The following is a 21,286-nucleotide window of genomic DNA, read 5'->3' on the forward strand; positions in this document are numbered from 1 at the left end:
GACCCCGGGACGACGGGCGGACCGGACCGGACCGTACGGGTCTAGTCGATGCCGGGCAGGATGTGCGGCTCCGCGAGGTCGTCCTCGTAGCCGGCGAGACGGATGGGGGCGGACCGGGCCCAGACCTCCAGGTTGCCGAGGGTCTCGGGGCGCTTGCTGCTCCGCGACCCCGTCCGTTCCCTTGGCGCCTGGTCTGTCGTCGTCAGTTCTGGTGTCACCGCGCACTCCTTTGTGTCGCGTAACCCGGCGGGCGAACCGCGCGCCGGTGCGGGAAGAGAAGGTTTCCGGACGCGGTGGCGCCTTGGTGGAGCGAGGGCCCGTGTGGGGCTCTCATGGCGATCAGAGTACACATATGAGCGCACCCCCGCTCGATGGAATAGTAAAATCCACTCCGGACAGCTTGTTTTCGCTACGAGTTCATCACCTCGCACGTCGGCGCGTCGCGTACGCCTGATCTGCTCGACGGCGCCATACGGGTGATACGCGGTCGGGCGACGGAAGGAACGACAGTGGCGAAGTCCGAGGTGCCGGTGGTCGTCGGAAGCGTCGGGGAGCTGATGGACCTGCTGCGGAACGGGCACGGCGACGGCCACGGGCTGCGGGTCGCCGCGCTGCTGCGCCGCTCGCACCCCTTCGACAAGGAACTGCAGGTCGCGGGGTTGCTGATCGGCCACCCCGCGGAGACGATCCGCCCCCTGCTGGGCGAGCGGGTGGCCCGGCTCCTACGGCTCCACCGGCCCGGCGCACCGGCCCCCGGGCCCGATCCCGACGCGGAGACCCTCGGCCACGCGGCCGAGGCGGGCCGGTCCGCGGGCCTGGACGCTGGTGTGCTGGAGGACTGGCGCCCGGTGCTGGAACTGGTCGCGGCGGGGGCCTACGGCCGCACCGCCTGAAACGCCGGGCGCCCCCGGTCCCTCCTGAGAGAGGGACCGGGGGCGCTCGGTTGACGCGGGCGACTCGACGTCGTGCGGCCTACCAGTTGGCGGGTGCGTAGTCCTTGAGGAAGACCCCGTACAGGTCCTCGCCGAGCTCGCCGCGGACGATCGGGTCGTAGACCCGGGCCGCGCCGTCGACCAGGTCGAGGGGGGCGTGGAAGCCCTCCTCGGCGAGGCGCAGCTTGTCGAAGTGCGGGCGCTCGTCCGTGATCCAGCCGGTGTCGACCGAGGTCATCAGGATCCGGTCGGTCTGGAACATCTCCTGGCCGCTGGTCCGGGTCACCATGTTCATCGCGGCCTTGGCGGCGTTGGTGTTCGGGTGCCCCGCACCCTTGTAACCGCGGCTGAAGACGCCCTCCATCGCCGAGACGTTCACGACGTACGCCCGCCCGCCCGAGGCCTTTCGCGCGGCCTCGGCCATGGCCGGCCGGAGCGCGCTGATCAGGATGAACGGCGACGTGTAGTTGCACAGCTGGGTCTCGAGCAGCTCCACCGGGGAGATCTGGTCGATGGTCTGCACCCAGGTGTTGCTGTCGACGACATCGGGCAGCAGGCCGCCCGCGTCGATGGCGGTACCGGCGAGGTGCCGCTCCAGGCTGGCGTTGCCCGCGACCAGGGCGAGGTCGGCGACCTTCTGCGCGTCGAGCCCGCTCACGCCGACGGGCAGCGCCGCCAGGCCGTCGACCGCGCCGGAGTTGAAGGCGCCGATGACGTGGTGGGCGGGGAGCTCGCCGGCCGGCAGCGGGGCGCTCTCCCCCTCGACCAGCGCCGCGTACGCGGACGGCAGGCGGCGCACGGTCTGCGTCGCGTTGTTGATCAGGATGTCGAGCGGACCACCCGCGGCCACCTGCTCGGCGAGCGCCACGGACTGGGCCGGGTCGCGCAGGTCGATGCCCACGACCTCCAGGCGGTGCATCCACTCCGCAGAGTCCTCCATCGCCTTGAAGCGGCGGATGGCGTCCTTGGGGAAGCGGGTGGTGATCGTGGTGTGCGCGCCGTCGCGCAGCAGCCGCAGCGCGATGTACATGCCGATCTTGGCCCGGCCGCCGGTGAGCAGCGCGCGCTTGCCGGTGAGGTCGGCACGGGCTTCCCGCCTGGTCCGGTTCTCGACGGCGCAGCTCGGGCAGAGCTGGTGGTAGAAGTAGTCGACCTCGACGTACCGCGTCTTGCAGACGTAGCAGGAGCGCGGGCGCTCGAGGATCCCGGCGATCCGGCCGGTCTCCGTGACCGAGGAGGGCAGCAGGCCCTCGGTCTCGTCGTCGATGCGTTCGGCGGAGCCGGTCGCGGTCGCCTCGGTGACGGCCTTGTCGTTGGCGGTCTTGGCGGCGCGGCGGTCCTGGCGGCGGCGCTGCTTGACCGTCCGGTACAGACCGGCGGTGGCGCGGCGCACGGTGATCGCGTCCGGGTGGTCGACGTCGATCTTGTCGAGCTCGTCGAGCACGCTCAGGCAGAGGGCCAGGCGGTCGGGGTCGATGCCGGGCCCGAAGGCGTGGCCCTGCTCCTGGCTGTCTTCGGTCACCGTCATACCGCTGTCGTTCCTTGATCAGTCGTCCGCGTCCGCCGGCTGCGGAAGTCCCCAAAAGGGCTAGTGTACGGATCCCCCGGGCGGGAAGACAAACGCGCTCCCGTGCTCCCGGCTACTGCGTTCGGAGTACGCCCCAGGACGTACTGGTCCCCGCCTCTAGGGGGAGGAATAGCTCTCCGGACTCGGGCATTGTGACTTTTATGAGTGCCCTAGCCTTTTCGGTCCTGCTGTGCCTGGTGTCCGCCGTGGCGTATGCGGCCGGAGCGATCGTCCAGGAGCGGGTCGCGTCCGGTGCCACGGGCGGGTCCTACGCCCCGGTGCGCCGTCCCGCCTGGTACGCCGCGATCGCGCTGAACGGCCTCGGGGCCCTGCTGCACGTGGTGGCGCTCGCCTACGGGCCGCTGAGCCTGGTGCAGCCGCTCGGGGCCCTCACCATCGTCTTCGCGCTCCCGATGGCGGCCGTGTTCGTACGGCGTCGGGCGGGAGCCGCGGCCTGGCGCGGGGCCGTGCTGGCCACGGCCGGGCTGGCCGGGCTGCTGGCCCTGACGGGCGGGGGCGGGCGGGCCGAGCAGTCCCTGTCGGGCGGGGAGCAGAGCCTGCTCCTGGCGGCGACCGGGGCCCTGGTGTCCGTGCTGTTCCTGGCCGCGCGCCGGGTGCGGCGGGCCACCGCGCACAGCGTGCTGCTGGCCACGGCGGCAGGGGCCACCTTCGGCATGGCATCGGTGTTCACGAAGTCGGTGGCGGAGAGCTTCGCCCCGGACGCGCTGGTCACCCTGTGGCCGGAGCTGACCGCGATCGCCGCGCTGGCCGCCAGCGGCCTGCTGCTGTCGCAGGCGGCCTACCGCGGCGCCGGGCTGACCGCCCCGCTGGCCACCGTGACGGTGGCCAACCCGGTGGTCGCGGCGGCGGTCGGCATCGCGCTGTTCGACGAGGGCTTCCGCTACGGGGCGGTCGGCGTCGCCGCGGCGCTGGTGAGCGCGACCGCGGCGGCGACCGGGCTCGTCCTGCTCACCCTCGCGCCCCGGGACGGGCGCCTGCCCGCACCGTCGGCGCCCGCGCCGGCACCGGCCGTGGCCGGGACCCCGACCGCGGCCGGGACCCTGGCTTCCGCCGCGGCCCCGGTTTCAGATGGCGACTCCGTGGGCCCGCAGGTACTTCAGCGGGTCGATGTCGGTGCCGTAGCCGGGTCCCGTGCGCATCTCGAAATGCAGGTGCGGACCGGTCACGTTGCCCGTCGAGCCGGAACGGCCGATCCGCTGCCCGCCGGAGACCGCCGCGCCGGCTTTGACCGAGAGCGCCGAGAGGTGCGCGTACTGGGAGTACCGGCCGTCGGAGTGCCGGATGACGACCTGGTACCCGTACGCACCGGCCCAGCCCGCTGAGACGACCTGCCCGCTGCTGACGGCCTTGACGGTGGTGCCGGTGGCCACCGGGAAGTCGATGCCCGTGTGGTAGCCGCTCGACCATGACGAGCCCGCGACGTGGTAGGCGGTGCCCAGGCCCGCGTCGACCGGGGCGCTGAAGGCTCCGGAGGGGGCCTGCGGCTTTTCCGCGGGCTTCTCGGCAGGTTTTTCGGCCGGTTTCTTGCCGGCCTGTTCGGCGGGCTTCGCCGGTGCCACGGGCTTCACGGGTTCGGCCGTGCGCGGCGGCTTCTCCGGACTCGGCGCGGGCGGCGCGGGCGGCGCTGCGGTGACGCGCAGGGTGAGCCGCTGCCCGGGGAAGATCAGGTCGGGATCGCCGCCCACGACGGCCCGGTTGGTCTCGTACAGGGACTGCCAGCCGCCCTCGACGTGCTGTTCCGTGGCGATCGCCGACAGCGAGTCCCCGGGGGCGACGACGTAGGGGTTGGGCAGGACGGAAGTCCCGGCCGGGCTGGGCGTCGTGCCCTGGGGAGCGGCCTTCGGAGTCGTCTTCGGCGCGACCGGCGCCACGACCTTCGGAGCCGTCGCCTTGCCCGGACCCGTCGCCTTGCCCTGGGCGCCGAGAGCGGGCGCGGGGCCGCTGCGGCTGAGTCCGGCCTGCTTCCCGCAGACCGGCCAGGCCTGCGGACCCTGGCCCTTCAGCACCTTCTCGGCCACGGCGATCTGCTGTTCCTTGGTGGCCAGATCGGCGCGAGCCGCGTACGCGGTCCCGCCGAAGGCCCGCCAGGTGCTCTGGCTGAACTGGAGCCCGCCGTAATAGCCGTTGCCGGTGTTGATGTGCCAGTTGCTCGTGGACTCGCAGGCGGCGACCTTGTTCCAGGTGTCCACCGAGGCGGCGTGTGCCGCTCCCGCCCCGATCAGCGGTAGCGCGATCCCGGCTCCGCCCGCGGTGACGACGAGCGAGGCGCGGTTGATGCTGCTCGGCTGATACCGGCGGTGCCGGCCCCGTACACCCATGGGAGCCCCCATCGAAGACATCAGGAACCTCGCAACCTAACGCCACGACCGGTCCATGACAAGGCGCACAACACAACGCGTTCGAGCGGAAGTTGATTTACCGCCGAATGTAAGACGCCGCTAAGGATCTCCGTCGGGGTAGCGTCGGTGTTCCTGCATTCCTCCGCACATCGAATGCACTGCCGACGCACTCAGGAGCGCACGCACATGACCAGCAGCACGGCCCAGATCGGAGTCACCGGACTCGCGGTGATGGGCAGCAACCTCGCCCGCAACTTCGCCCGCAACGGGTTCACCGTCGCCGTCCACAACCGCACCACCGCCAAGACCACGGCGCTCGTGGAGGAGTTCGGACACGAGGGATCCTTCGTGGCCGCCGGGAGCGCGAAGGAGTTCGTGGACGCGCTGGAGCGCCCGCGCCGCCTGATCATCATGGTGAAGGCCGGCGAGCCGACCGACGCGGTGATCCGCGAGTTCGCGCCGCTGCTGGAGCCGGGCGACGTGATCATCGACGGCGGGAACGCCCACTTCGAGGACACCCGCCGCCGCGAGAAGGAACTGCGCGAGCAGGGCCTGCACTTCGTGGGCGTCGGCATCTCGGGCGGCGAGGAGGGCGCGCTGCTCGGCCCCAGCATCATGCCCGGCGGATCCGAGGAGTCGTACGCCTCGCTCGGCCCGCTGCTGGAGAAGATCTCCGCCAAGGCGGCCGACGGCACGCCCTGCACCTCGCACGTGGGCCCCGACGGCGCCGGGCACTTCGTGAAGATGGTGCACAACGGCATCGAGTACGCCGACATGCAGCTGATCGCGGAGGCCTACCACCTGCTGCGCGAGGTGGCCGGCTACTCCCCCGCGAAGATCGCCGAGACCTTCCGCTCCTGGAACAAGGGCCGGCTGGACTCGTACCTGATCGAGATCACCGCCGAGGTGCTCGCGCACACGGACGCCGCGACCGGTCTGCCGTTCGTGGACGTGGTCGCCGACGCCGCCGAGCAGAAGGGCACCGGCCGCTGGACCGTGCAGATCGCCCTCGACCTGGGCGTGCCGGTGTCCGGGATCGCCGAGGCGGTCTTCGCCCGCGCGGTTTCGGGCCACGGCGAGCTGCGTACGGCCGCGCGGGGTCTCGCGGGGCCGCAGGCCGCGCCGCTGTCCGCCGGGGCGGCGGACGCCTTCGCGGCCCAGGTGGAGCAGGCCCTGTACGCCTCGAAGATCGTCTCCTACACGCAGGGCTTCCACCAGATCCAGGCCGGCAGCGAGGAGTACGGCTGGGGCGTGGACCCGGGCGCCGTGGCCTCGCTGTGGCGCGGCGGCTGCATCATCCGCGCCGCGTTCCTGGACCGGATCCGGGCCGCGTACGACGCCCGGCCGGAGCTGCCGAGCCTGCTGGCGGACGCCGGCTTCGCCGACGAGATCGGCGCCGCGCAGGAGGACTGGCGCGAGGTGCTGGTGGCGGCGGTCCGCCAGGGCATCCCGGTACCGGCCTTCGCGGCCTCGCTGGCGTACTACGACGCCCTGCGCTCGGAGCGGCTCCCGGCGGCCCTGACCCAGGGCCAGCGCGACTTCTTCGGGGCGCACACCTACCGGCGCACCGACCGCGCGGGCTCGTACCACACGCTGTGGAGCGCAGACCGCTCCGAAGTCCGTACGGACTGACGCCTACGGCCCGACACGTACGGAGGGGCCGGCGCGGCCGTCGCGTCGGCTCAGCGGGCCCGGCGGCTCCGCGCCGGCCGCTCCCGCGTCAGCTCAGCGGCTCCGGCGCGGGTTGCGGCGCGGGGCCGGGCGGCGGCGGGACCGGGTCGGGTTCGGGCACCGGACCCGGTGTCGGCGGCTCGGGCCGGGGCAGCGGCCCCGGATCGGGGAACGGGTTCGGCACCGGGGCCGGGTCGGGGACGGGAGGCTGTGTCATGCCTCCAGCCTCCCCCGGTCCCGGTCGCGGCGCCCGCCGGACTACTGCCCCAGGGCGGCCGCGAGGCCGGACGCGGGGCTGGACAGGACCGGCACGCCGGTGGTGACCAGGGCCTGCGAGCCCGCCATGGAGACCTGGGCGAGGACGATGACGTCCGTGTCGGCGGCGGAGACCGCGTCCGCCGCCTCGGCCACGAGCCGGTGGCAGCCGGCTTCGTCGCCCGCGGCGAAGCGGTCCCAGGCCCCGTCGACCACCCGGGTACGGACCGACACCGGCCGGCCCGCCCGCACGGCCTCCTCTTCCAGGAGATCCACCGTCGGGGCCAGCGTCGACTCCACGGTGGCCAGTACGAGGATCCGCGCCCCGGTACGGACCGCGGCGGCCGCCAGCGGGCGGTCGACGCGGAGCACCGGGACTCCGAGCTCCCCGGCCAGCGACTCGGCGACGGCCCCGATCGAGGAGCAGGTGCACAGGACGGGCCCCTCGGAGCCCGCCAGCAGCTCCCGCACGGCCGGAGCCTGCGAGGCGGGCCCCAGCGCACGGGCCCGTTCCAGCAGCTCCGGCACCACGAGGTGGTGCAGGACGGCGCCCGGGTGGTGCCGGTCGCGCAGGGCGTCGAAGACCGGCACGTGCACGGGCGAGGTGTGCAGCAGGATCAGGCCCGGCGCGGAGGGCGTCACCACAGGTCGGAGTCCGAGGCGAGCTGCGCCTTGGCCGCGGCCACCACCCCGGCGGGCGCCTCGGGCGCCTCCTCGGGGTGCTTGGCGGCCCAGGCGGCGGCATACGGGCAGAGCGGGACGACGGGCACGCCCTCGTCGGCCGCGATCCCGTAGAAGGTCTTCACCAGGTTCCCGGCGATCCCGTGGCCCTCGTGCCCGGGCTCGACGATGGTGTGGACCGCCACGAGGGCGTGGGGGTCCTCGGCGAGCACGAAGTAGGCGATGTGTCCCACCACCGCCCCGTCCTCGACGGCCAGCAGCCGCCCCGCGGCGCGGTCGTCCACGAGCTTGATCGCTTCACTCGACCCGGTCTGCGACATCGTCCCCACTCCCTCAGACAGCCACCGCGTGGGGGCTGCGCTCCTGGTCCGTTCCCGGAACCGGGGCGGAAGGATCCACACCCAGCTCGATGATGCGATTGTCCGCGTCGACGTGGACGACGCGCGGTTCGAACACGCGCGCCTCGGCGTCTTCCATCTGTCCGTAGCTGATGAGGATGACCAGGTCGCCGGGGTGCACGAGGTGCGCGGCGGCGCCGTTGATCCCGATGACCCCCGAGCCGCGCTCGCCCTTGATGACGTACGTCTCCAGCCGTGCCCCGTTGGTGATGTCCACGATGTGCACGAGCTCGCCGGGCAGCAGGTCCGCCGCGTCGAGGAGATCGGCGTCGATGGTCACGGACCCGACGTAGTGCAGGTCGGCCTGGGTGACGGTGGCCCGGTGGATCTTGGACTTGAACATGGTGCGAAGCATGCAAAACTCCCGATGTGTCTGCTCCCTGCCTGCTTCACGCAGGTCAAGGGCGGTCTGCGGAGCCTACAACGATTCGCATCTCCGGTCAGCTCCCCTTCCGGCCGTCGCGTCACTTGCTCCAGATGTCCAGCAGCTGGTTCGCCGCACGGAAATGATCGGGCGAAGCCACGTTGCACACGACGGAGACGGCGGTGTCGCGGTCCGGGTTGGATGCCATGCCGAAGACGGTCCGCGCGGTGATGGAGCGCCCGGTCGTCAGATCGGCTTTCCCCTTCCCCGCCACCGCTCCCGGCACGCCCCCGATCGGCTGCGTGCCGGACTGGTTCGCCTTCCTGTGGGCCGAGACCATCATCGCCCTCTGCCTGATCACCGTGGTCGTCACCGGTGTCCACACCGCCCTCCGGACAGACGAGGCGCAGCTTCCCTAGCGCGCCTCCCCTAGCGCACCTGCCTCGCCTGCCGTGGACGGACCGGTCGTGGCGTCACTCGACGCCCAGCAGGCGCCGCAGGTCCTCGGGGCGGGAGGCGAGTTCCGCGGTGGGTGCCTGGTGGACGATGACTCCCTTCTGCATGACCGCCACGTTGCGGGCCGCGGAGAGGGCGAGGCCCAGGTTCTGCTCGACGAGGACGACCGACATGCCCTGCGCGCACACTTCGCGGATCACCTCGCCCACTTGGGCGACGATCGCCGGCGCGAGGCCGTCGGACGGCTCGTCGAGGAGCAGCAGGCGCGGATTGCCCAGCAGGGCCCGGGCGATCGCGAGCATCTGCTGCTCCCCTCCGGACAGTTGGTCGCCCCGGTGCCCGAGCCGCTCCCCCAGCCGGGGCAGCAGGTCGAGGACGCGGGCCCTGGTCCAGGGGCCGCGCACCGGGCTCCGCGCGGCGATCGTCAGGTGTTCGTCCACGGTCAGCGGGGCGAACACCCTGCGCCCCTGGGGGACGACGCCGACCCCGGCCCGGGCGATCACGTCGACACGGGCTCCGGCCAGCTCCCGGCCGTCGAGCAGGACGCTGCCTTCGTAGGGGCGGACGAACCCCATGACGGTGGAGATGAGGGTGGTCTTCCCGACCCCGTTCCGCCCGAGGAGGGCGACGGTCCCGCCCTCCTCGAGGTCCAGGTCCACACCGCCGAGGACGACGCCCCCGGCGTAGCCGGAGCGCAGTCCGCGCATGCGCAGCAGCGGGTTCACGAGGCGACCTCCATGGTGCCCAGGTAGGCGGTCTGGACTTCGGCGGAGGCGCGCACCTCGTCCGGGGAGCCGGTCTTCAGGTGTCTGCCGAGGTGCATGACCGTCACCGTGTCGGCGAGTTCGAAGACCATGTCGAGGTCGTGTTCGATGAGCAGGACGGTGACCTCCCGGGGCAGGGCGGCGATCAGTTCGGTGAGCCGCGCCGTCTCCGCCGGCGACATGCCGGCGGCCGGTTCGTCGAGGAGCAGCAGCCTGGGTTCGGTCCCCAGGGCCACGGCGACCTCCAGCTGGCGCCGCTCGCCGTGCGAGAGTTCGGCGGCCGTGAGGTCGTGCCGGGTGGGCAGGCCCACCCGGTCGAGCAGTTCGTGCGCCCGCGCGATCGCCGCGTCCCGGGAGCCGGACCGCGAGCGGAACCGGGAACCGGACCGCGAACCGGACCGCGAACTCGCCCGGCGTACCACGGCGAGCAGCACGTTCTCCAGCACGGTCTCGCGCAGGAAGAGACTGGAGTGCTGGAAGGTGGCCGCGACGCCGAGCCCGACCCGGCGGTGCACGGGCAGCCGGGTCACGTCCCGTCCGTCGACGAGGATGGTTCCGGCGGTGGTCGGCAAGGTTCCCGAGATCAGGCCGAACAGCGTGGACTTGCCCGCGCCGTTCGGGCCGATGATCGCGTGCCGGGCGCCCGCCCGCACCGTCAGGTCGACCTCGTCCAGGGCCCGGAAGGAGCCGAAGTGCCGGGATGCCCGGCGCAGTTCCAGTAGATCGTGATCTGTCACGCCGTCCTCTTCCGGATGAGCCTGTGCGGGATGCGTACGCCGGCCAGTCCTCGGGGCAGCGTGTAGACGGCGATGACGAAGAGCAGTCCGAGCAGCAGCGGTCCGCGGCCGGCGACGGCTTCGAGGTTTCCGAGGTAGTCGCGGGTGAGCCAGACGAGCGCGGCGCCGGCGCAGGCCCCCCACATCGAGCCGGAGCCTCCGATGACGACGGCCAGCAGGGCCAGCGCGGCGATCTCGAAGCCGGCGTCGCCGGGCGAGACGAACCGCTGGACCGAGACCCACAGGGCTCCGGCGACTCCGGCCAGCGCCCCGGCGCCGCAGTAGACGGTCAGGGCGTACCGCTGGGTGGGGTAGCCGATGGCCCGCATGCGGGGCTCGTTGTCGCGGATGCCGCGCAGGGCGAGGGCGAACGTGGTCGAGCCCAGGCGGGAGACCGCCGCGAAGAGCAGCAGGAACACGGCCAGGACGTAGAAGTAGACCAGCCCGTCGAGCTCCAGGGCGGGCATGCCGGGCAGCGGTACGACGGGCGGGATGCCCGACATGCCGTCGGTGCCGTTCGTGACCGGCTTCCAGTTGACGGCGGCGCTGTAGACGATCTCGCCGATGGCCAGCGTGAGCATCAGGAACACCACGCCCCGGGCCCGCACGGCCAGCCATCCGGTCCCCGCCGCCACCAGCGCGGAGACGCCCGCGGCGATGAGGAGTTGGAGGGGGCCGATGTCGGTGATCCGCGTCGCCGTGATCGCCGCCGTGTAGGCGCCGACGCCGAAGTAGGCGGACTGGCCGAGGGTCGGCAGTCCGGTCAGCCCGGTGAGCAGGTTCACGCTCAGCACGAGGAGGGCGAACACCAGGATCCGCGACAGGGTGCCGACGGCGTACGGGCCCAGCACGAAGGGGGCCAGGGCGAGCGCGCCGGCCACGGCGGTCGCGGACAGCCGCCGCCGTGTCGCGGAGCGGGCGGTGGCGGTGGCGGTGGCGGTGGCGGTGGCTTCGGTGGCGACCGCGGTGGCGGTTTCGGTTGCGGACGGGCTCATGCGCGCACCGCCGAGGCGACGAGGCCGTGCGGGCGGACCACGAGGACGAGCAGCATGGTGCCGAAGAGGAGGAAGGGGGCGTACTCCGGGAGCAGCGCCACCCCGAGCGTCTGCACCTGGCCGATCAGGAGCGCTCCGGCGAGTGCGCCGCGCACCGATCCGAGGCCCCCGACGACCACGACGACGAGGGAGAGGACGAGCACGGTCTCGTCGACGCCCGGCCCGGGGCCGAGGATCGGCGCCCCGAGGACTCCGCCGACCGCCGCCAGGGCGGCGCCGGACGCGAAGACTCCGTAGAGCACCTTGCGGACGTCGACACCGAGCGCGCGGACCATGTCCCGGTCGGCGACGGTGGCCCGGACGAGGGCGCCGAGCGAACTGCGTTCGAAGACGAGGTACACGAGGAGGGCGAGGCCGGCCGCGACGGCGATGAACACCAGCCGGTAGACCGGGTAGGAGTGGCCGAGGAGGCCGACCGTCCCGCGCAGGGCCGTGGGCGGGTCCGTGGGCAGGACGTCTCCGCCGAAGGCCGCGGCGAGGAGGTCCGCCACGATGAAGCTGATGCCGAGCGTCAGCACGGCTTGGTCCAGGTGCCCGCGGCGGGCCAGGGGCTGGGTGAGGAAGGTGAGCGCGGCCCCGCCCGTGGTGCCCACCACGACGCCCGCCAGCAGCGCGAGGAGGAGCCCGGGAAGGGTCCCGTCGGACAGTGCGTAGGCGACGTAGGCCCCGGCCAGGTAGAGCGTGCCGTGTGCGAGGTTCAGCACGTCCATCATGCCGAAGACCAGGGAGAGTCCGACCGCGATCGTGAACAGCAGCAGACCGAAGGCAACCCCGTCGACGACGCTGACGAAGTTGCCGTCCAACCATCCGGACATGTCAGCCGCCCAGTCTGCCGAGCTCGGAACTGACGGTGTTGGCGCCCTGCTTGACCTCACGCAGGTACCAGGGCTGGACGGGCGTCCCGCCGCTGTTGAACCGCCAGGTGCCGCGCGGGCTGTCGATGTCCCCCACCCGGGCGATGGCCGCGTTGACCGATTCCGAAGTCACCGTGGAACCGGCCGCCTTGATCGCCTTGTCGAGGACCTGCGCCGCGTCCCACGAGGCCATCGCGTACGTGGTCGGGGCGGAGCCGTGGGCGGCCGTGTACGCCGGTGCGAACTGCTTGTTGGCGGCATTGTCCAGGTCGGCGCTGTAGTTGAGTGCCGTGAGGATGCCGTTGGCCGCGTCTCCCTGCCCCTTGAGGACGCCGCCTTCGGTGAGGAACCCGGGCGCGTAGAGCGGGATCTTGCCGGCCAGTCCGAAGTCCCGGTACTGCTTGACGAAGTCGACGGCCGCGCCGCCGGCGTAGAAGCAGAAGACGGCCTTCGCGCCGGACTTCTCGATCTGCGCGAGGTACGGCTGGAAGTTCTTGGTCCCCGGGAACGGCGTGTAGACCTCCTCGCCCGCGATCTTGCCGCCCGCCGGGAGGAAGGTGGACTTGAAACCCTCCACCTCGTCCTTGCCCGCCTGGTATCCCGCGGCGATCAGGAAGACCGGGCCGCCGGCCCGCTCGGCGACGTGCTTGCCGAGCGCCTTGCCCGGTTCGTCGTTGACGTAGGAGGTGCGCCAGATGTACTTGGTTCCGGTCAGCGTCGTGGGCGAGGCGTTCGAGCCGACGAGCGGGACCTTGCCGGTCTCGAACAGGTCCTTGACCCCGTTGATGGTGGCCGAGCTGACCACCCCGCTCACCGCGAGCACCCGGTCCTGCTTGACCAGCTTCTCGGCCGCGGCCTTGCCCGAGTCGGCGGTCTCCCCCTCGTCCGCGACCACGATCTCCACTTCGCGGCCGCCGAGCTTGCCGCCGTGCTGGGCGACGTAGAGCTCGAAGCCCTGCTTCATGTCGTCGCCCAGCGCTTTGTAGGTCCCGGACTGCGGGACGAGGAGCCCGATCTTCACGGGCCCGCCCTGCTTGTCCTCACCGGCCCCGAGGCTCGCACCACCGCATGCGGTGGTCAGCAAGAGCGCCGTCGATGCGGCGACCAGACCAACGGGACGAAACCGACCTGTCATGGGAACTCCGTACGTAGTCAACCGGCCCTGAAGGGCGGGATGTTGCTGATGAGGCCGCCGTGGGGAGTCCAGGCGCAGAAGATCCGGTGCTCAGGACGCGGCCTGGCCTCCGGTCGAAGTGACACGTGTCTATCGCGCTTTTACGACGCTCGTCAAGACTACGCAAGATAAGCGCCGGCGCCCGCCCTGGACCCCTTGACCCGCGCCCCACGCATGGCGCAATACTGACCCTCGTCAAATTCCCGCTATACGAATTCCGGCGACGGGCCCACGATCAGTCAGGGAGTGAAGCACCATGACCGACGATCCATCACGGCGCAAAGTCCTCAAGAACGGCGGGGTGCTGGCAGGCGCCACACTCCTCTCCGGGGTGGCGGGCGGGCACGCCGCGCAGGCCTCCCCGCGCACGGCGGCCGAGTCCTCACCCCCCGTCGTGACGCTGCCCTCGGGCCGACTGCGGGGGGCCACCGAAGGCGGTCTCGCCGTGTTCAAGGGCGTGCCCTACGCGGCGCCGCCGGTCGGCGCCCTCCGGTGGCGGCCGGCCCAGCCCCACCCGGGCTGGCAGGGCACGCGCGACGCGACCGCCTTCGGCCCGAGTGCCCCGCAGCCCTACCGGGAGGGCGGCGACCAGGTGCTCGGCACCCACGGCTCGCCCCCCTTCGACGAGGACTGCCTCACGCTCAACGTCTGGACGCCCGCAGCGGACGACGCCAAGCGGCCGGTCATGGTGTGGATCCACGGCGGCGGCTTCATCTCCGGGTCCGGCTCGATGCCGGGCTACTCCGGCGAAACCTTCTCGCGCAACGGCGACCTGGTCGTCGTGACCGTCAACTACCGCCTCGGGCCGCTTGGTTATCTCTACTTCGGCGAGGACGGCGCCGGGGGGAACTTCTGGCTCACCGACCAACTCGCCGCGCTGCGCTGGGTACGCGAGAACATCGCCGCGTTCGGCGGCGACCCCGACGACATCACCCTCGCCGGCCAGTCCGGCGGCGCACTGTCGGTCGCGGCGCTGGCCGGCGTCCGGCCCAAGGGCCGCCCGCTGTTCCGGCGCGCCATCCTGCAGAGCCCACCGCTCGGGCTGAAGATCCCCACCCGTACCGAATCCCTTGAGCGCACCGCCGCCTACCTGGACATCCTGGGGGCCAGGAACGTGACGGAACTGCGGGCCGTGCCCTGGCCGCGCCTGATCGCCGCCACCTTCGAGTTGTTCGGGCGCACCGGGCGGTGGGGCTACTGGTCGACCCCGTTCCTGCCGGTGCTCGACGGGGTCACGCTGGACCGCGACCCCGCCGACCTGCTGCTCGGCGGAGCCGGGGCGGACATCGACGTCCTGATCGGCTGGACCAGGGAGGAGGCCAACTTCGCCTTCGGGCTGAGCGAGCCGTACGCCGCCGCCACCAAGGAACAGGTCCTCGCCCGGGCGCGCGACACCTTCGGGAACCGGGCGGAGCAGGCGTACACCGCGTACGAAGAGGCCCGGCCGGGCGCCCGACCCGTGGACGTCCTGATGGACCTGATCACCGACGACCTGTTCCGCATGCCCGCCGTGGCGCTGGCCGAACGGCGAGCGGCCCGCGGGCGTCCGGTCTGGGCCTACCAGTTCAACCTTCCGACGCCCGCGCACGGCGGCCGGCTCGGGGCCGCACACTGCCTGGAGCTGCCGTTCGCGTTCAACAACTTCGACAAGTGGTCGCAGGCCCCCTTCCTCGCGGGGCTGAACCCCAGGGTGCGCGACGGCCTCTCCTCGACGATGCACGCGGCGTGGATCTCCTTCATCCGCACCGGCGACCCCAACCACCACCCCATGCCGCAATGGGGTCGCTACGGCCAGGACACCCGCACGACGATGGCCCTCGACTCGGTCACCACCGCCGTCGGGGACCTCGCGGGCTACTGGCGGCGCCTGCACCATCCGGCAGGGCGGTAACCGGTCATCCCCGGGGGTCACTTCGGTGAGCCGGGTGACCCCCGCGCACCTCGGGTCCGAGCGGCCGGCAGCAGGTCCAGCCGCCGCAAGGGCAGCTCCGCGCTTCGTAGCCCCGGGCAACGGAGCTGTCCAGCAGGTGAGTTACCGGCCGGAAGCCATAGGACGGTGCGCACCGTTCCGGTACCTTTCCGTCACGTCGCCGCCACACCCGGGGCACAGGGCCCCACGGGACTTGCGGCGCGAAGGACCCGACACCTGTTGACGACATTGACCGAAGTCTTCACAGTCCGGCCGTACACCCCGCACTGCCAGGTGATCCACACCGAAGGCGATCACGCTGTGATCGGCATCTCGCCGGGAAACAGCTACTTTTCCGCCCAGCGCGTCATCGACCTCGCTCAGTGGGGCATGCGCAACTTCGCACAGGTCGATCTCATCTACACCGACCTGCACGTGGCCGAGATGTACGAGGCCCTCGGCTACGACCCCGACGAAGCCCGGCGCAAGGCGGTCAAGAACCTGCGGGGCGTACGCGCCAAGGTCAACAACGCCGCAGCCGAGGCCGACCCCACCGGCGCCCGCTTACGCGCACGCCCCATGTCGGCCCTCACCGACATCCCCGCGTACCGCGCGCTCCACACCCACCTGTACGACCTGCTCGACACCGACCCGGAATTCCGCAGCACCTGCAATTCCCTGGTCGACGCGTTCCTCTCCTCCAAGGTGCTGGGCGGGAAGACCGCCACCACCCGCCAGCGCGACGTCTGCCTCCAGTACGTCTGCGCCGAGGCGCCGCTCTTCCTCGACACCCCGGCGATCCTCGGGGTGCCGTCCTCCCTGAACTGCTACCACCAGCTCCTGCCGATGGCGGAACTGCTCTACTCGCGCGGCTCCGGTCTGCGCGCCTCGCGCAACCAGGGCCACGCCGTCATCACCCCCGCCGAAGGAGCACCCGATGTCCACTGAGACCCTTCTCGACTTCCCGTTCTCCGCGCGCGGCGACCAGCTCCCCCACGAGGTCGAGGAGCTGCGTGGCGAGCCGGTCAAGCGGGTCCGCACGATCGCCGGGGACGAAGCCTGGCTCGTCTCCTCCTACGAACTGTGCAAGCAGGTCCTCGAGGATCCCAGATTCAGCCTGAAGGACACCTCGGCCCCCGGGGTGCCGCGCCAGTACGCGCTGACGATCCCTCCCGAGGTCGTCAACAACATGGGCAACATCACCGGGGCCGGTCTGCGCAAGGCCGTCCTCAAGGCGATCAACCCCAAGACCGACGGTCTCACGGACTGGATGCGCGCCGAGGCCTCCACCCTCGTCGACGGCCTCCTCGCCCACGGGGCGCCGGTCGACCTGCGCGGCCAGTTCACGAACCCGTACGCCGAGAACCTGCACTGCCGCATCCTCGGCATCCCGCAGGCCGACGCCCCGCGCCTGGCGTCCAGCCTCGACATCGCGTTCATGAACTCGGCCTGCCCCGTCACCGGTGCCAAGCTCAACTGGGACCGGGACATCGCCTACATGGTCGAGCGCCTCGACGACCCCTCCACCACGGGGCTCGTCTCCGAGCTGGCGGCCCTGCGCCCGGACCCCCAGTACGCCCACCTCACCGACGAGATGCTCGCGACGGTCGGGGTCACCCTGTTCGGCGCCGGCGTCATCTCCACCATGGGCTTCCTGACCATGGCGGTCTTCTCCCTCCTCCAGAACCCGGACGTGTGGGAGCAGTTGCGGAAGTCCCCGGAGAAGATCCCCGGCGCGGTGGACGAACTCCTGCGGGTCAACCTCTCGATCGGTGACGGGCTGCCCCGCCTCGCCCTCGAAGACGTCACCCTCGGGGACGTCGAGGTGAAGAAGGGGGAGCTCCTCCTCGTCCTGGTCGAGGCCGCCAACACCGACCCGGCCGTGTTCAGCGACCCCCACGTCGTCGACATCGACCGGGAGAACGCCGCCACCCACCTCTCCTTCGGCGGCGGCCAGCACTACTGCCCCGCCACCGCCCTCGGCAAGCGGCACACCGAGATCGCCCTCGAGGTGCTCCTGGAGAAGATGCCCCGCCTTCAGCTCGCCGTGCCGGTCGACCAGCTCGTCTGGCGCACCCGGTTCATGAAGCGCCTGCCCGAGCGGCTGCCCGTCCTCTGGTAGCAGCGCGGTGGGACGAGGGGCCACGGCCGGACCTTCCGGGCGGGGCCCCTCGTCCCGGCACACCGGCACACCGGCGGGTCAGTCCTCGGTGCGGCCCAGGTCGGGGCGATCGCGCAGCTCCACCGTGCGGGTGGCCGGGGCGTGCAGTTCGAGGACGGTGATCTCGTTGCTGCCCGCCCGCAGCACCGGGGCGGGAACGTACAGGGTGGACTGAGCGCCGCGGGACCAGTACCGGCCCAGGGCGAAGCCGTTGATCCAGACACTGCCCTTGGTCCAGCCGGGCAGGGCGAGGAAGCCGTCGGCCGGTTCCGCGATGTCGGCGTACCCGCGGTGGAAGGCGGGGCCCACCGGCGGCGCCGCAGGATCGAAGGCGCTGAAGGCGAGACCCGCGAGGCCGGCGGGGTCGTCCAGGGGCAGGGCCCGGCTGGTCCACCGGTCCGGGGCCAGGCCGTTGACCAGGACGCGGCCGAGAAGTCCCTTGCGGTCGTGGATGCCCGGCCCGTAGTTGACCCGGCCCTGGTTCTCCACGAGTACGGACAGCCGGGCTCCGGGGCGGGGGGCGGTGAAGGCGAGGGCGTGCTCGTGGCTTTCGCGTTCCAGTACTCCGACGGGCTGTCCGTCCACGAAGACCTGCGCACGGTCGCGGACCTCCTCGACGTACAGGACGGCCGGGCCGCGGGCCGCCAGCCGGGTTTCGTACAGGACGAAGCCGAAGTCCTGGCCGAGTTGCTCCATCGCGAGCGGCCGATCGCCCTCCATGGGTCGGCCGAGGAGGTCGGTGTACTCCAACAAGGGTGCGGTGTCGGTGAGTTCGACCGGTCCGTGGTCGAGCTTCGCGCCCGGCACGGGCACCGGACCGTCGGGGACGGGACCGTACTTGGCGAGGACCTCCCGGAAGGCCGTGTACTTGGCCGTGGGATCGCCGGCCTCGTCCAGGAGCGCGTCGTAGTCGTACGAGGTGACCGTGGGCCGGTAGGTCCCCTTGTCGTTCGCCCCGTTGGTGAAGCCGAAGTTCGTTCCGCCGTGGAACATGTAGATGTTCACGGAGGCTCCTGCGGCGAGCAGCCGGTCGAGGTCGGCCGCGGCGTCCTCGGCGCCGCGCACGGTATGGGGTCCGCCCCAGCGGTCGAACCAGCCGATCCAGAACTCCGAGCACATCAGGGGGCCTTCGGGGCGGTGCGCGCGCAGCTCCGCCAGCCCCGCCCCTACCTTGCTGCCGAGGTTGACGGTGCTCAGTACTCCGTCGAGGCTGCCGCGCGCCAGGTCGGCGGGCTGGTCGCAGGTGAACAGGGGGACGTCCACGCCGTGCCGGCGCAGCAGTCCGGCCAGTTCGGCGAGGTAGCCCGCGTCCTGGCCGTAGGCCCCGTACTCGTTCTCGAGCTGGACGGCGAGCACCGGGCCGCCCCGGCTGCCCAGCCGGGACAGCAGGGGCGGCAGGAGCGCGCCGAGGTACTCGTCCACGGCCCGCAGGAAGCGCGGGTCACGGCTGCGCAGGGCGATGTCCTCGTCGGCGAGGAGCCACGAGGGCAGGCCGCCCCCCTCCCATTCCGCGCAGATGTACGGGCCCGGGCGCAGCAGGACGTACAGGCCTTCGGCGGCGGCGAGGTCGAGGAACCGGGGCAGGTCGAGACCTCCGTCGAGCCGGAACTCCCCGCGCCGCGGGGCGTGCAGGTTCCACGGGACGTAGGTCTCGACCGTGTTGAGGCCCAGCAGGCGTGCCTTGTGGAGCCGGTCGGCCCACTGCTCCGGATGGACGCGGAAGTAGTGCAGTGCACCGGAGACGATGCGAAACGGCCGGTCGTCGAGACGGAAGCCGTCTGCGGCGATCTCCAGTCGGGGCATGCCGTGTGCTCCTCGGGACGGTACGGGTCGGGACGGGTCGGGAAGGGCGCGGATCAGTGCGGCGGGAGGGTCACTTCAGCGGCCGGCACAGCAGGGCGTCGGGCACCCCGCCGTGGTTCCACTGCCAGGTGTAGGCGACGCCCGCGAGGTACTCGGTGTCGGCGCACTGGCCCTTGTAGTAGCCGGGCGCCCAGTCGCTGGCGTTCGAGCCCCCGGTCGCGGGGCGGTTGTCCCCGTGGTCGAACCACAGCGTGCGGCCGGTGGTGGGCAGGGAGGCGGCGGCGGGAGCGCACAGCAGGGCGGACATGGCGTTGTTGCGGACGCTGTAGCCGACGGCGAAGGTCTGCTCGGGGCACTGGAGCTTGTTGTAGCCGCCCGCCCAGTCGCCCCTGGTGACGTAGCGCTCGTCCGTGACGACGGTCCAGGATCCGCCGGCCTTCGGCGGGCCGCCCGCGTCGGTGCACAGGCCCCTGCTGTCGCTGCGGCCGAGGCCGGTCAGCCGCTGGGAGTCGGGGCAGTTGCCCTTGCGGTTGCCCGGGGACCAGTCGGGCTTGGCGAGCATGGTGGCGGAGACGTCGTAGTCGGCGTGGTCGAGGTCGAGCATGTTCCAGCGGCTGACCCGGGCCACCGGACCGGTGCGGCCGGGGGTGGAGACCAGCCGGTTCCAGTCGTCGGCGCGCCAGTCCCCGCCGTCCCCGATGCTCTGGCGGACCCCGGTGGTCCCGTAGGACAGCAGCGCCCAGGTGTCCATCGGGGCTCCGGCGGCGTCGGTCCAGCCGACGAGCGGCCAGATCGCGAAGTCGGTGTCGTTGGCCACGAGGATGTCGGTGAAGCGGTGCAGCCAGGCCCGCTCCTTGGCGTTCTCGGGGCCGCGGCCGCCGGCGCCGAATTCGCTGATCCACACGGGGGCGGTGAAGTGCTGCCCCTCCTGGGTGACGAACAGTGCCTCGGAGTTCACCACTTGGGCGAGCTGCTCGGGGGTGAAGTCCTGGTAGCGGGGATCGTTGGTGGAGCCGGGGCCACTGCCTGCGCCGGTGTTGGCCGGGCCGGTGTAGGCGTAGAAGTGGGCGGCGTAGACGAGCTTGCCCGACTCGATGAGCGTGTGGGAGAGGTTGGCCACCGGTGTCAGCATGGGCCGTCCGTGCGGGAGTCCGGCGAGCGGGATGCCGTACCAGTTGATGCCCTCCATGACGACGAGCATGTCGGGGGCGGCCCGCAGGATCCGGTTCCCGGCTTCCTCGAAGGCGGCGTAGGCGTCGTGTTCGTCGTACCAGCCCCAGTTGGGATCGTCCCAGGTGTCGCGGCGCACCTCGTTGCGCAGGTCGGCGCCCACCACCCGCTTGTCCGCCTTGTAGCGGTTCACCATGAACACCCAGTCGTCCACCCACTGCTGGGTGCTCTGGCCGCTGTTCCAGCGTTCGTTGCCGTCCAGGCCGCAGCAGAAGCGGGCGGTGGTGGTGTGGTTGTTGAGGATGACGGCGAACCCGTCGGCGGTGAGCGCCGCGATGACCGCGTCGAGGACTTGCAGCGGGGTCTTGCCCTTCAGCTGCGGGTTGGCGGCGACGGCGGCGTCCGGGACGGGCGTCGCGTCGTGGACGAGGGCGTTGGAGAACGGCAGCCGGATGCTGTTGAGGCCCAGGCCGTGGAAGTCCGCCAGGATGGCGGCCATCGGGGCGCGGTCCAGGCCGAGTGGCATGTTGTTCGCCGAGATGCCGTGCATGTGGTTGGCGGGGTCGTTGATGTCCCCGCTTCCCGTCCATGTCCCCTGGGCACCCGCCCAGTTGCCGGCCTTGAGCTTGAAGCGGTTCCCCGCGGCGTCGACGATCCAGCGGCCCCGGGTGCTGAGCGGTGCGGTCCAGGAGGCGGCCAGTTCGGGGCCGGTGAGGACGGTGGGCGCCGCCGGGGCGGAGGCCGCGGCGGGGGCGGGGGCCGTCGTCGCGCCGGCCGCGGTGGTGGTGCCGAGGAGCAGCGCGGACAGCACGGCGAGTGCCGGGGCCGCGCGTCGGAGCAGTGGTGTGCCTGTCACGTTGGATCCTTCGGAGAGGGAGGATGTGCCGTGCCGTGCTGGGCGGTTCTGTGCGGTGCTGTGCTCTTGGTGCTCTTGGT

General features: G+C 71.9%; 20 protein-coding genes and 1 pseudogene. 7 read left to right on the forward strand and 14 right to left on the reverse strand.

The genetic code is table 11. The features are described from left to right. Positions 1 to 41 precede the first annotated feature (41 nt). Positions 42 to 218: a hypothetical protein gene (locus AC3IX6_RS03725; protein ID WP_250741880.1), complete on the reverse strand. Its 177-nt coding sequence runs from the start codon at positions 216 to 218 to the stop codon at positions 42 to 44. A gap of 312 nt (positions 219 to 530) precedes the next feature. Here AC3IX6_RS03725 and AC3IX6_RS03730 point away from each other — a divergent pair, with 312 nt between their 5' ends. After that, the gene (locus AC3IX6_RS03730; protein ID WP_489371721.1) at positions 531 to 893 is read left to right on the forward strand and encodes a hypothetical protein; all 363 of its coding nucleotides are present in this window, start codon (positions 531 to 533) and stop codon (positions 891 to 893) included. A gap of 79 nt (positions 894 to 972) precedes the next feature. On the opposite strand, the gene AC3IX6_RS03735 is transcribed toward AC3IX6_RS03730, so the two are convergent. Then, the gene (locus AC3IX6_RS03735) at positions 973 to 2,460 is read right to left on the reverse strand and encodes an SDR family NAD(P)-dependent oxidoreductase (protein WP_489368778.1); all 1,488 of its coding nucleotides are present in this window, start codon (positions 2,458 to 2,460) and stop codon (positions 973 to 975) included. Between the two features lie 200 nt (positions 2,461 to 2,660). On the opposite strand from AC3IX6_RS03735, the pseudogene AC3IX6_RS03740 reads away from it, so the two are divergent. Beyond that, a pseudogene (locus AC3IX6_RS03740) lies at positions 2,661 to 3,431 on the forward strand (DMT family transporter); the annotation flags it as partial. 153 nt (positions 3,432 to 3,584) lie between these two features. On the opposite strand, the gene AC3IX6_RS03745 reads toward AC3IX6_RS03740, so the two are convergent. Next, the gene (locus tag AC3IX6_RS03745; RefSeq protein WP_489368779.1) at positions 3,585 to 4,838 is read right to left on the reverse strand and encodes a transglycosylase family protein; all 1,254 of its coding nucleotides are present in this window, start codon (positions 4,836 to 4,838) and stop codon (positions 3,585 to 3,587) included. A 207-nt stretch (positions 4,839 to 5,045) separates the two neighbouring features. Between AC3IX6_RS03745 and gndA the strand changes: the two genes are divergently transcribed. Beyond that, positions 5,046 to 6,491: an NADP-dependent phosphogluconate dehydrogenase gene (gndA, locus tag AC3IX6_RS03750; protein WP_489368780.1), complete on the forward strand. Its 1,446-nt coding sequence runs from the start codon at positions 5,046 to 5,048 to the stop codon at positions 6,489 to 6,491. Positions 6,492 to 6,579: 88 nt separating this feature from the next. On the opposite strand, the gene AC3IX6_RS03755 is transcribed toward gndA, so the two are convergent. The 4 genes from AC3IX6_RS03755 to panD are packed head-to-tail and all read right to left on the reverse strand — an operon-like array spanning position 6,580 to position 8,219. Continuing rightward, positions 6,580 to 6,747 carry a hypothetical protein gene (locus tag AC3IX6_RS03755; protein ID WP_489368781.1) on the reverse strand — a complete coding sequence of 56 codons (168 nt, stop codon included), beginning with the start codon at positions 6,745 to 6,747 and terminating at the stop codon, positions 6,580 to 6,582. A gap of 41 nt (positions 6,748 to 6,788) precedes the next feature. Continuing rightward, positions 6,789 to 7,430, reverse strand: a complete 642-nt coding sequence (locus AC3IX6_RS03760; protein WP_489368782.1) for an aspartate/glutamate racemase family protein — start codon at positions 7,428 to 7,430, stop codon at positions 6,789 to 6,791. Continuing rightward, positions 7,424 to 7,786, reverse strand: coding sequence for a GNAT family N-acetyltransferase (locus AC3IX6_RS03765; protein ID WP_489368783.1), 363 nt, complete (start codon positions 7,784 to 7,786; stop codon positions 7,424 to 7,426). The genes AC3IX6_RS03760 and AC3IX6_RS03765 overlap by 7 nt, the downstream gene beginning before the upstream one ends. 13 nt (positions 7,787 to 7,799) lie before the next feature. Then, on the reverse strand, positions 7,800 to 8,219 hold the full coding sequence (gene panD / locus AC3IX6_RS03770; protein ID WP_489368784.1) for an aspartate 1-decarboxylase: 420 nt from the start codon (positions 8,217 to 8,219) through the stop codon (positions 7,800 to 7,802). 215 nt (positions 8,220 to 8,434) lie between these two features. Here panD and AC3IX6_RS03775 point away from each other — a divergent pair, with 215 nt between their 5' ends. Further along, positions 8,435 to 8,647: a DUF8686 domain-containing protein gene (locus tag AC3IX6_RS03775; RefSeq protein WP_489368785.1), complete on the forward strand. Its 213-nt coding sequence runs from the start codon at positions 8,435 to 8,437 to the stop codon at positions 8,645 to 8,647. A 54-nt stretch (positions 8,648 to 8,701) separates the two neighbouring features. Here AC3IX6_RS03775 and AC3IX6_RS03780 read toward each other — a convergent pair whose 3' ends face one another. The 5 genes from AC3IX6_RS03780 to AC3IX6_RS03800 are packed head-to-tail and all read right to left on the reverse strand — an operon-like array spanning position 8,702 to position 13,268. After that, positions 8,702 to 9,409, reverse strand: coding sequence for an ABC transporter ATP-binding protein (locus AC3IX6_RS03780; RefSeq protein ID WP_489368786.1), 708 nt, complete (start codon positions 9,407 to 9,409; stop codon positions 8,702 to 8,704). Continuing rightward, positions 9,406 to 10,185: an ABC transporter ATP-binding protein gene (locus AC3IX6_RS03785; protein WP_489368787.1), complete on the reverse strand. Its 780-nt coding sequence runs from the start codon at positions 10,183 to 10,185 to the stop codon at positions 9,406 to 9,408. Before AC3IX6_RS03785 ends, AC3IX6_RS03780 begins: the two co-directional genes overlap by 4 nt. After that, positions 10,182 to 11,219, reverse strand: coding sequence for a branched-chain amino acid ABC transporter permease (locus AC3IX6_RS03790; RefSeq protein WP_489368788.1), 1,038 nt, complete (start codon positions 11,217 to 11,219; stop codon positions 10,182 to 10,184). Before AC3IX6_RS03790 ends, AC3IX6_RS03785 begins: the two co-directional genes overlap by 4 nt. Then, on the reverse strand, positions 11,216 to 12,094 hold the full coding sequence (locus tag AC3IX6_RS03795) for a branched-chain amino acid ABC transporter permease (RefSeq protein ID WP_489368790.1): 879 nt from the start codon (positions 12,092 to 12,094) through the stop codon (positions 11,216 to 11,218). The genes AC3IX6_RS03790 and AC3IX6_RS03795 overlap by 4 nt, the downstream gene beginning before the upstream one ends. A 1-nt stretch (position 12,095) precedes the next feature. Further along, entirely contained in the window at positions 12,096 to 13,268 is a 1,173-nt protein-coding gene (locus tag AC3IX6_RS03800; RefSeq protein ID WP_489368791.1) for an ABC transporter substrate-binding protein, read from the reverse strand. Positions 13,269 to 13,563: 295 nt separating this feature from the next. On the opposite strand from AC3IX6_RS03800, the gene AC3IX6_RS03805 reads away from it, so the two are divergent. The 3 genes from AC3IX6_RS03805 to AC3IX6_RS03815 all read left to right on the forward strand — a co-directional run bounded on the left by AC3IX6_RS03805 (position 13,564) and on the right by AC3IX6_RS03815 (position 17,338). Then, complete coding sequence (locus AC3IX6_RS03805; RefSeq protein WP_489368792.1) at positions 13,564 to 15,198, forward strand: carboxylesterase/lipase family protein; 1,635 nt, start codon at positions 13,564 to 13,566, stop codon at positions 15,196 to 15,198. Positions 15,199 to 15,456: 258 nt separating this feature from the next. Beyond that, positions 15,457 to 16,164, forward strand: coding sequence for a cyclodityrosine synthase (locus tag AC3IX6_RS03810; protein ID WP_489368793.1), 708 nt, complete (start codon positions 15,457 to 15,459; stop codon positions 16,162 to 16,164). Next, on the forward strand, positions 16,154 to 17,338 hold the full coding sequence (locus AC3IX6_RS03815; RefSeq protein WP_489368794.1) for a cytochrome P450: 1,185 nt from the start codon (positions 16,154 to 16,156) through the stop codon (positions 17,336 to 17,338). Before AC3IX6_RS03810 ends, AC3IX6_RS03815 begins: the two co-directional genes overlap by 11 nt. Before the next feature lie 78 nt (positions 17,339 to 17,416). On the opposite strand, the gene AC3IX6_RS03820 is transcribed toward AC3IX6_RS03815, so the two are convergent. Continuing rightward, on the reverse strand, positions 17,417 to 19,180 hold the full coding sequence (locus AC3IX6_RS03820) for a glycoside hydrolase family 35 protein (RefSeq protein ID WP_489368795.1): 1,764 nt from the start codon (positions 19,178 to 19,180) through the stop codon (positions 17,417 to 17,419). A 70-nt stretch (positions 19,181 to 19,250) separates the two neighbouring features. After that, positions 19,251 to 21,206: a glycoside hydrolase family 5 protein gene (locus tag AC3IX6_RS03825; RefSeq protein ID WP_489368796.1), complete on the reverse strand. Its 1,956-nt coding sequence runs from the start codon at positions 21,204 to 21,206 to the stop codon at positions 19,251 to 19,253. Between the last annotated feature and the right edge of the window lie 80 nt (positions 21,207 to 21,286).

Source organism: Streptomyces sp. GL_141 (genome assembly GCF_057834385.1).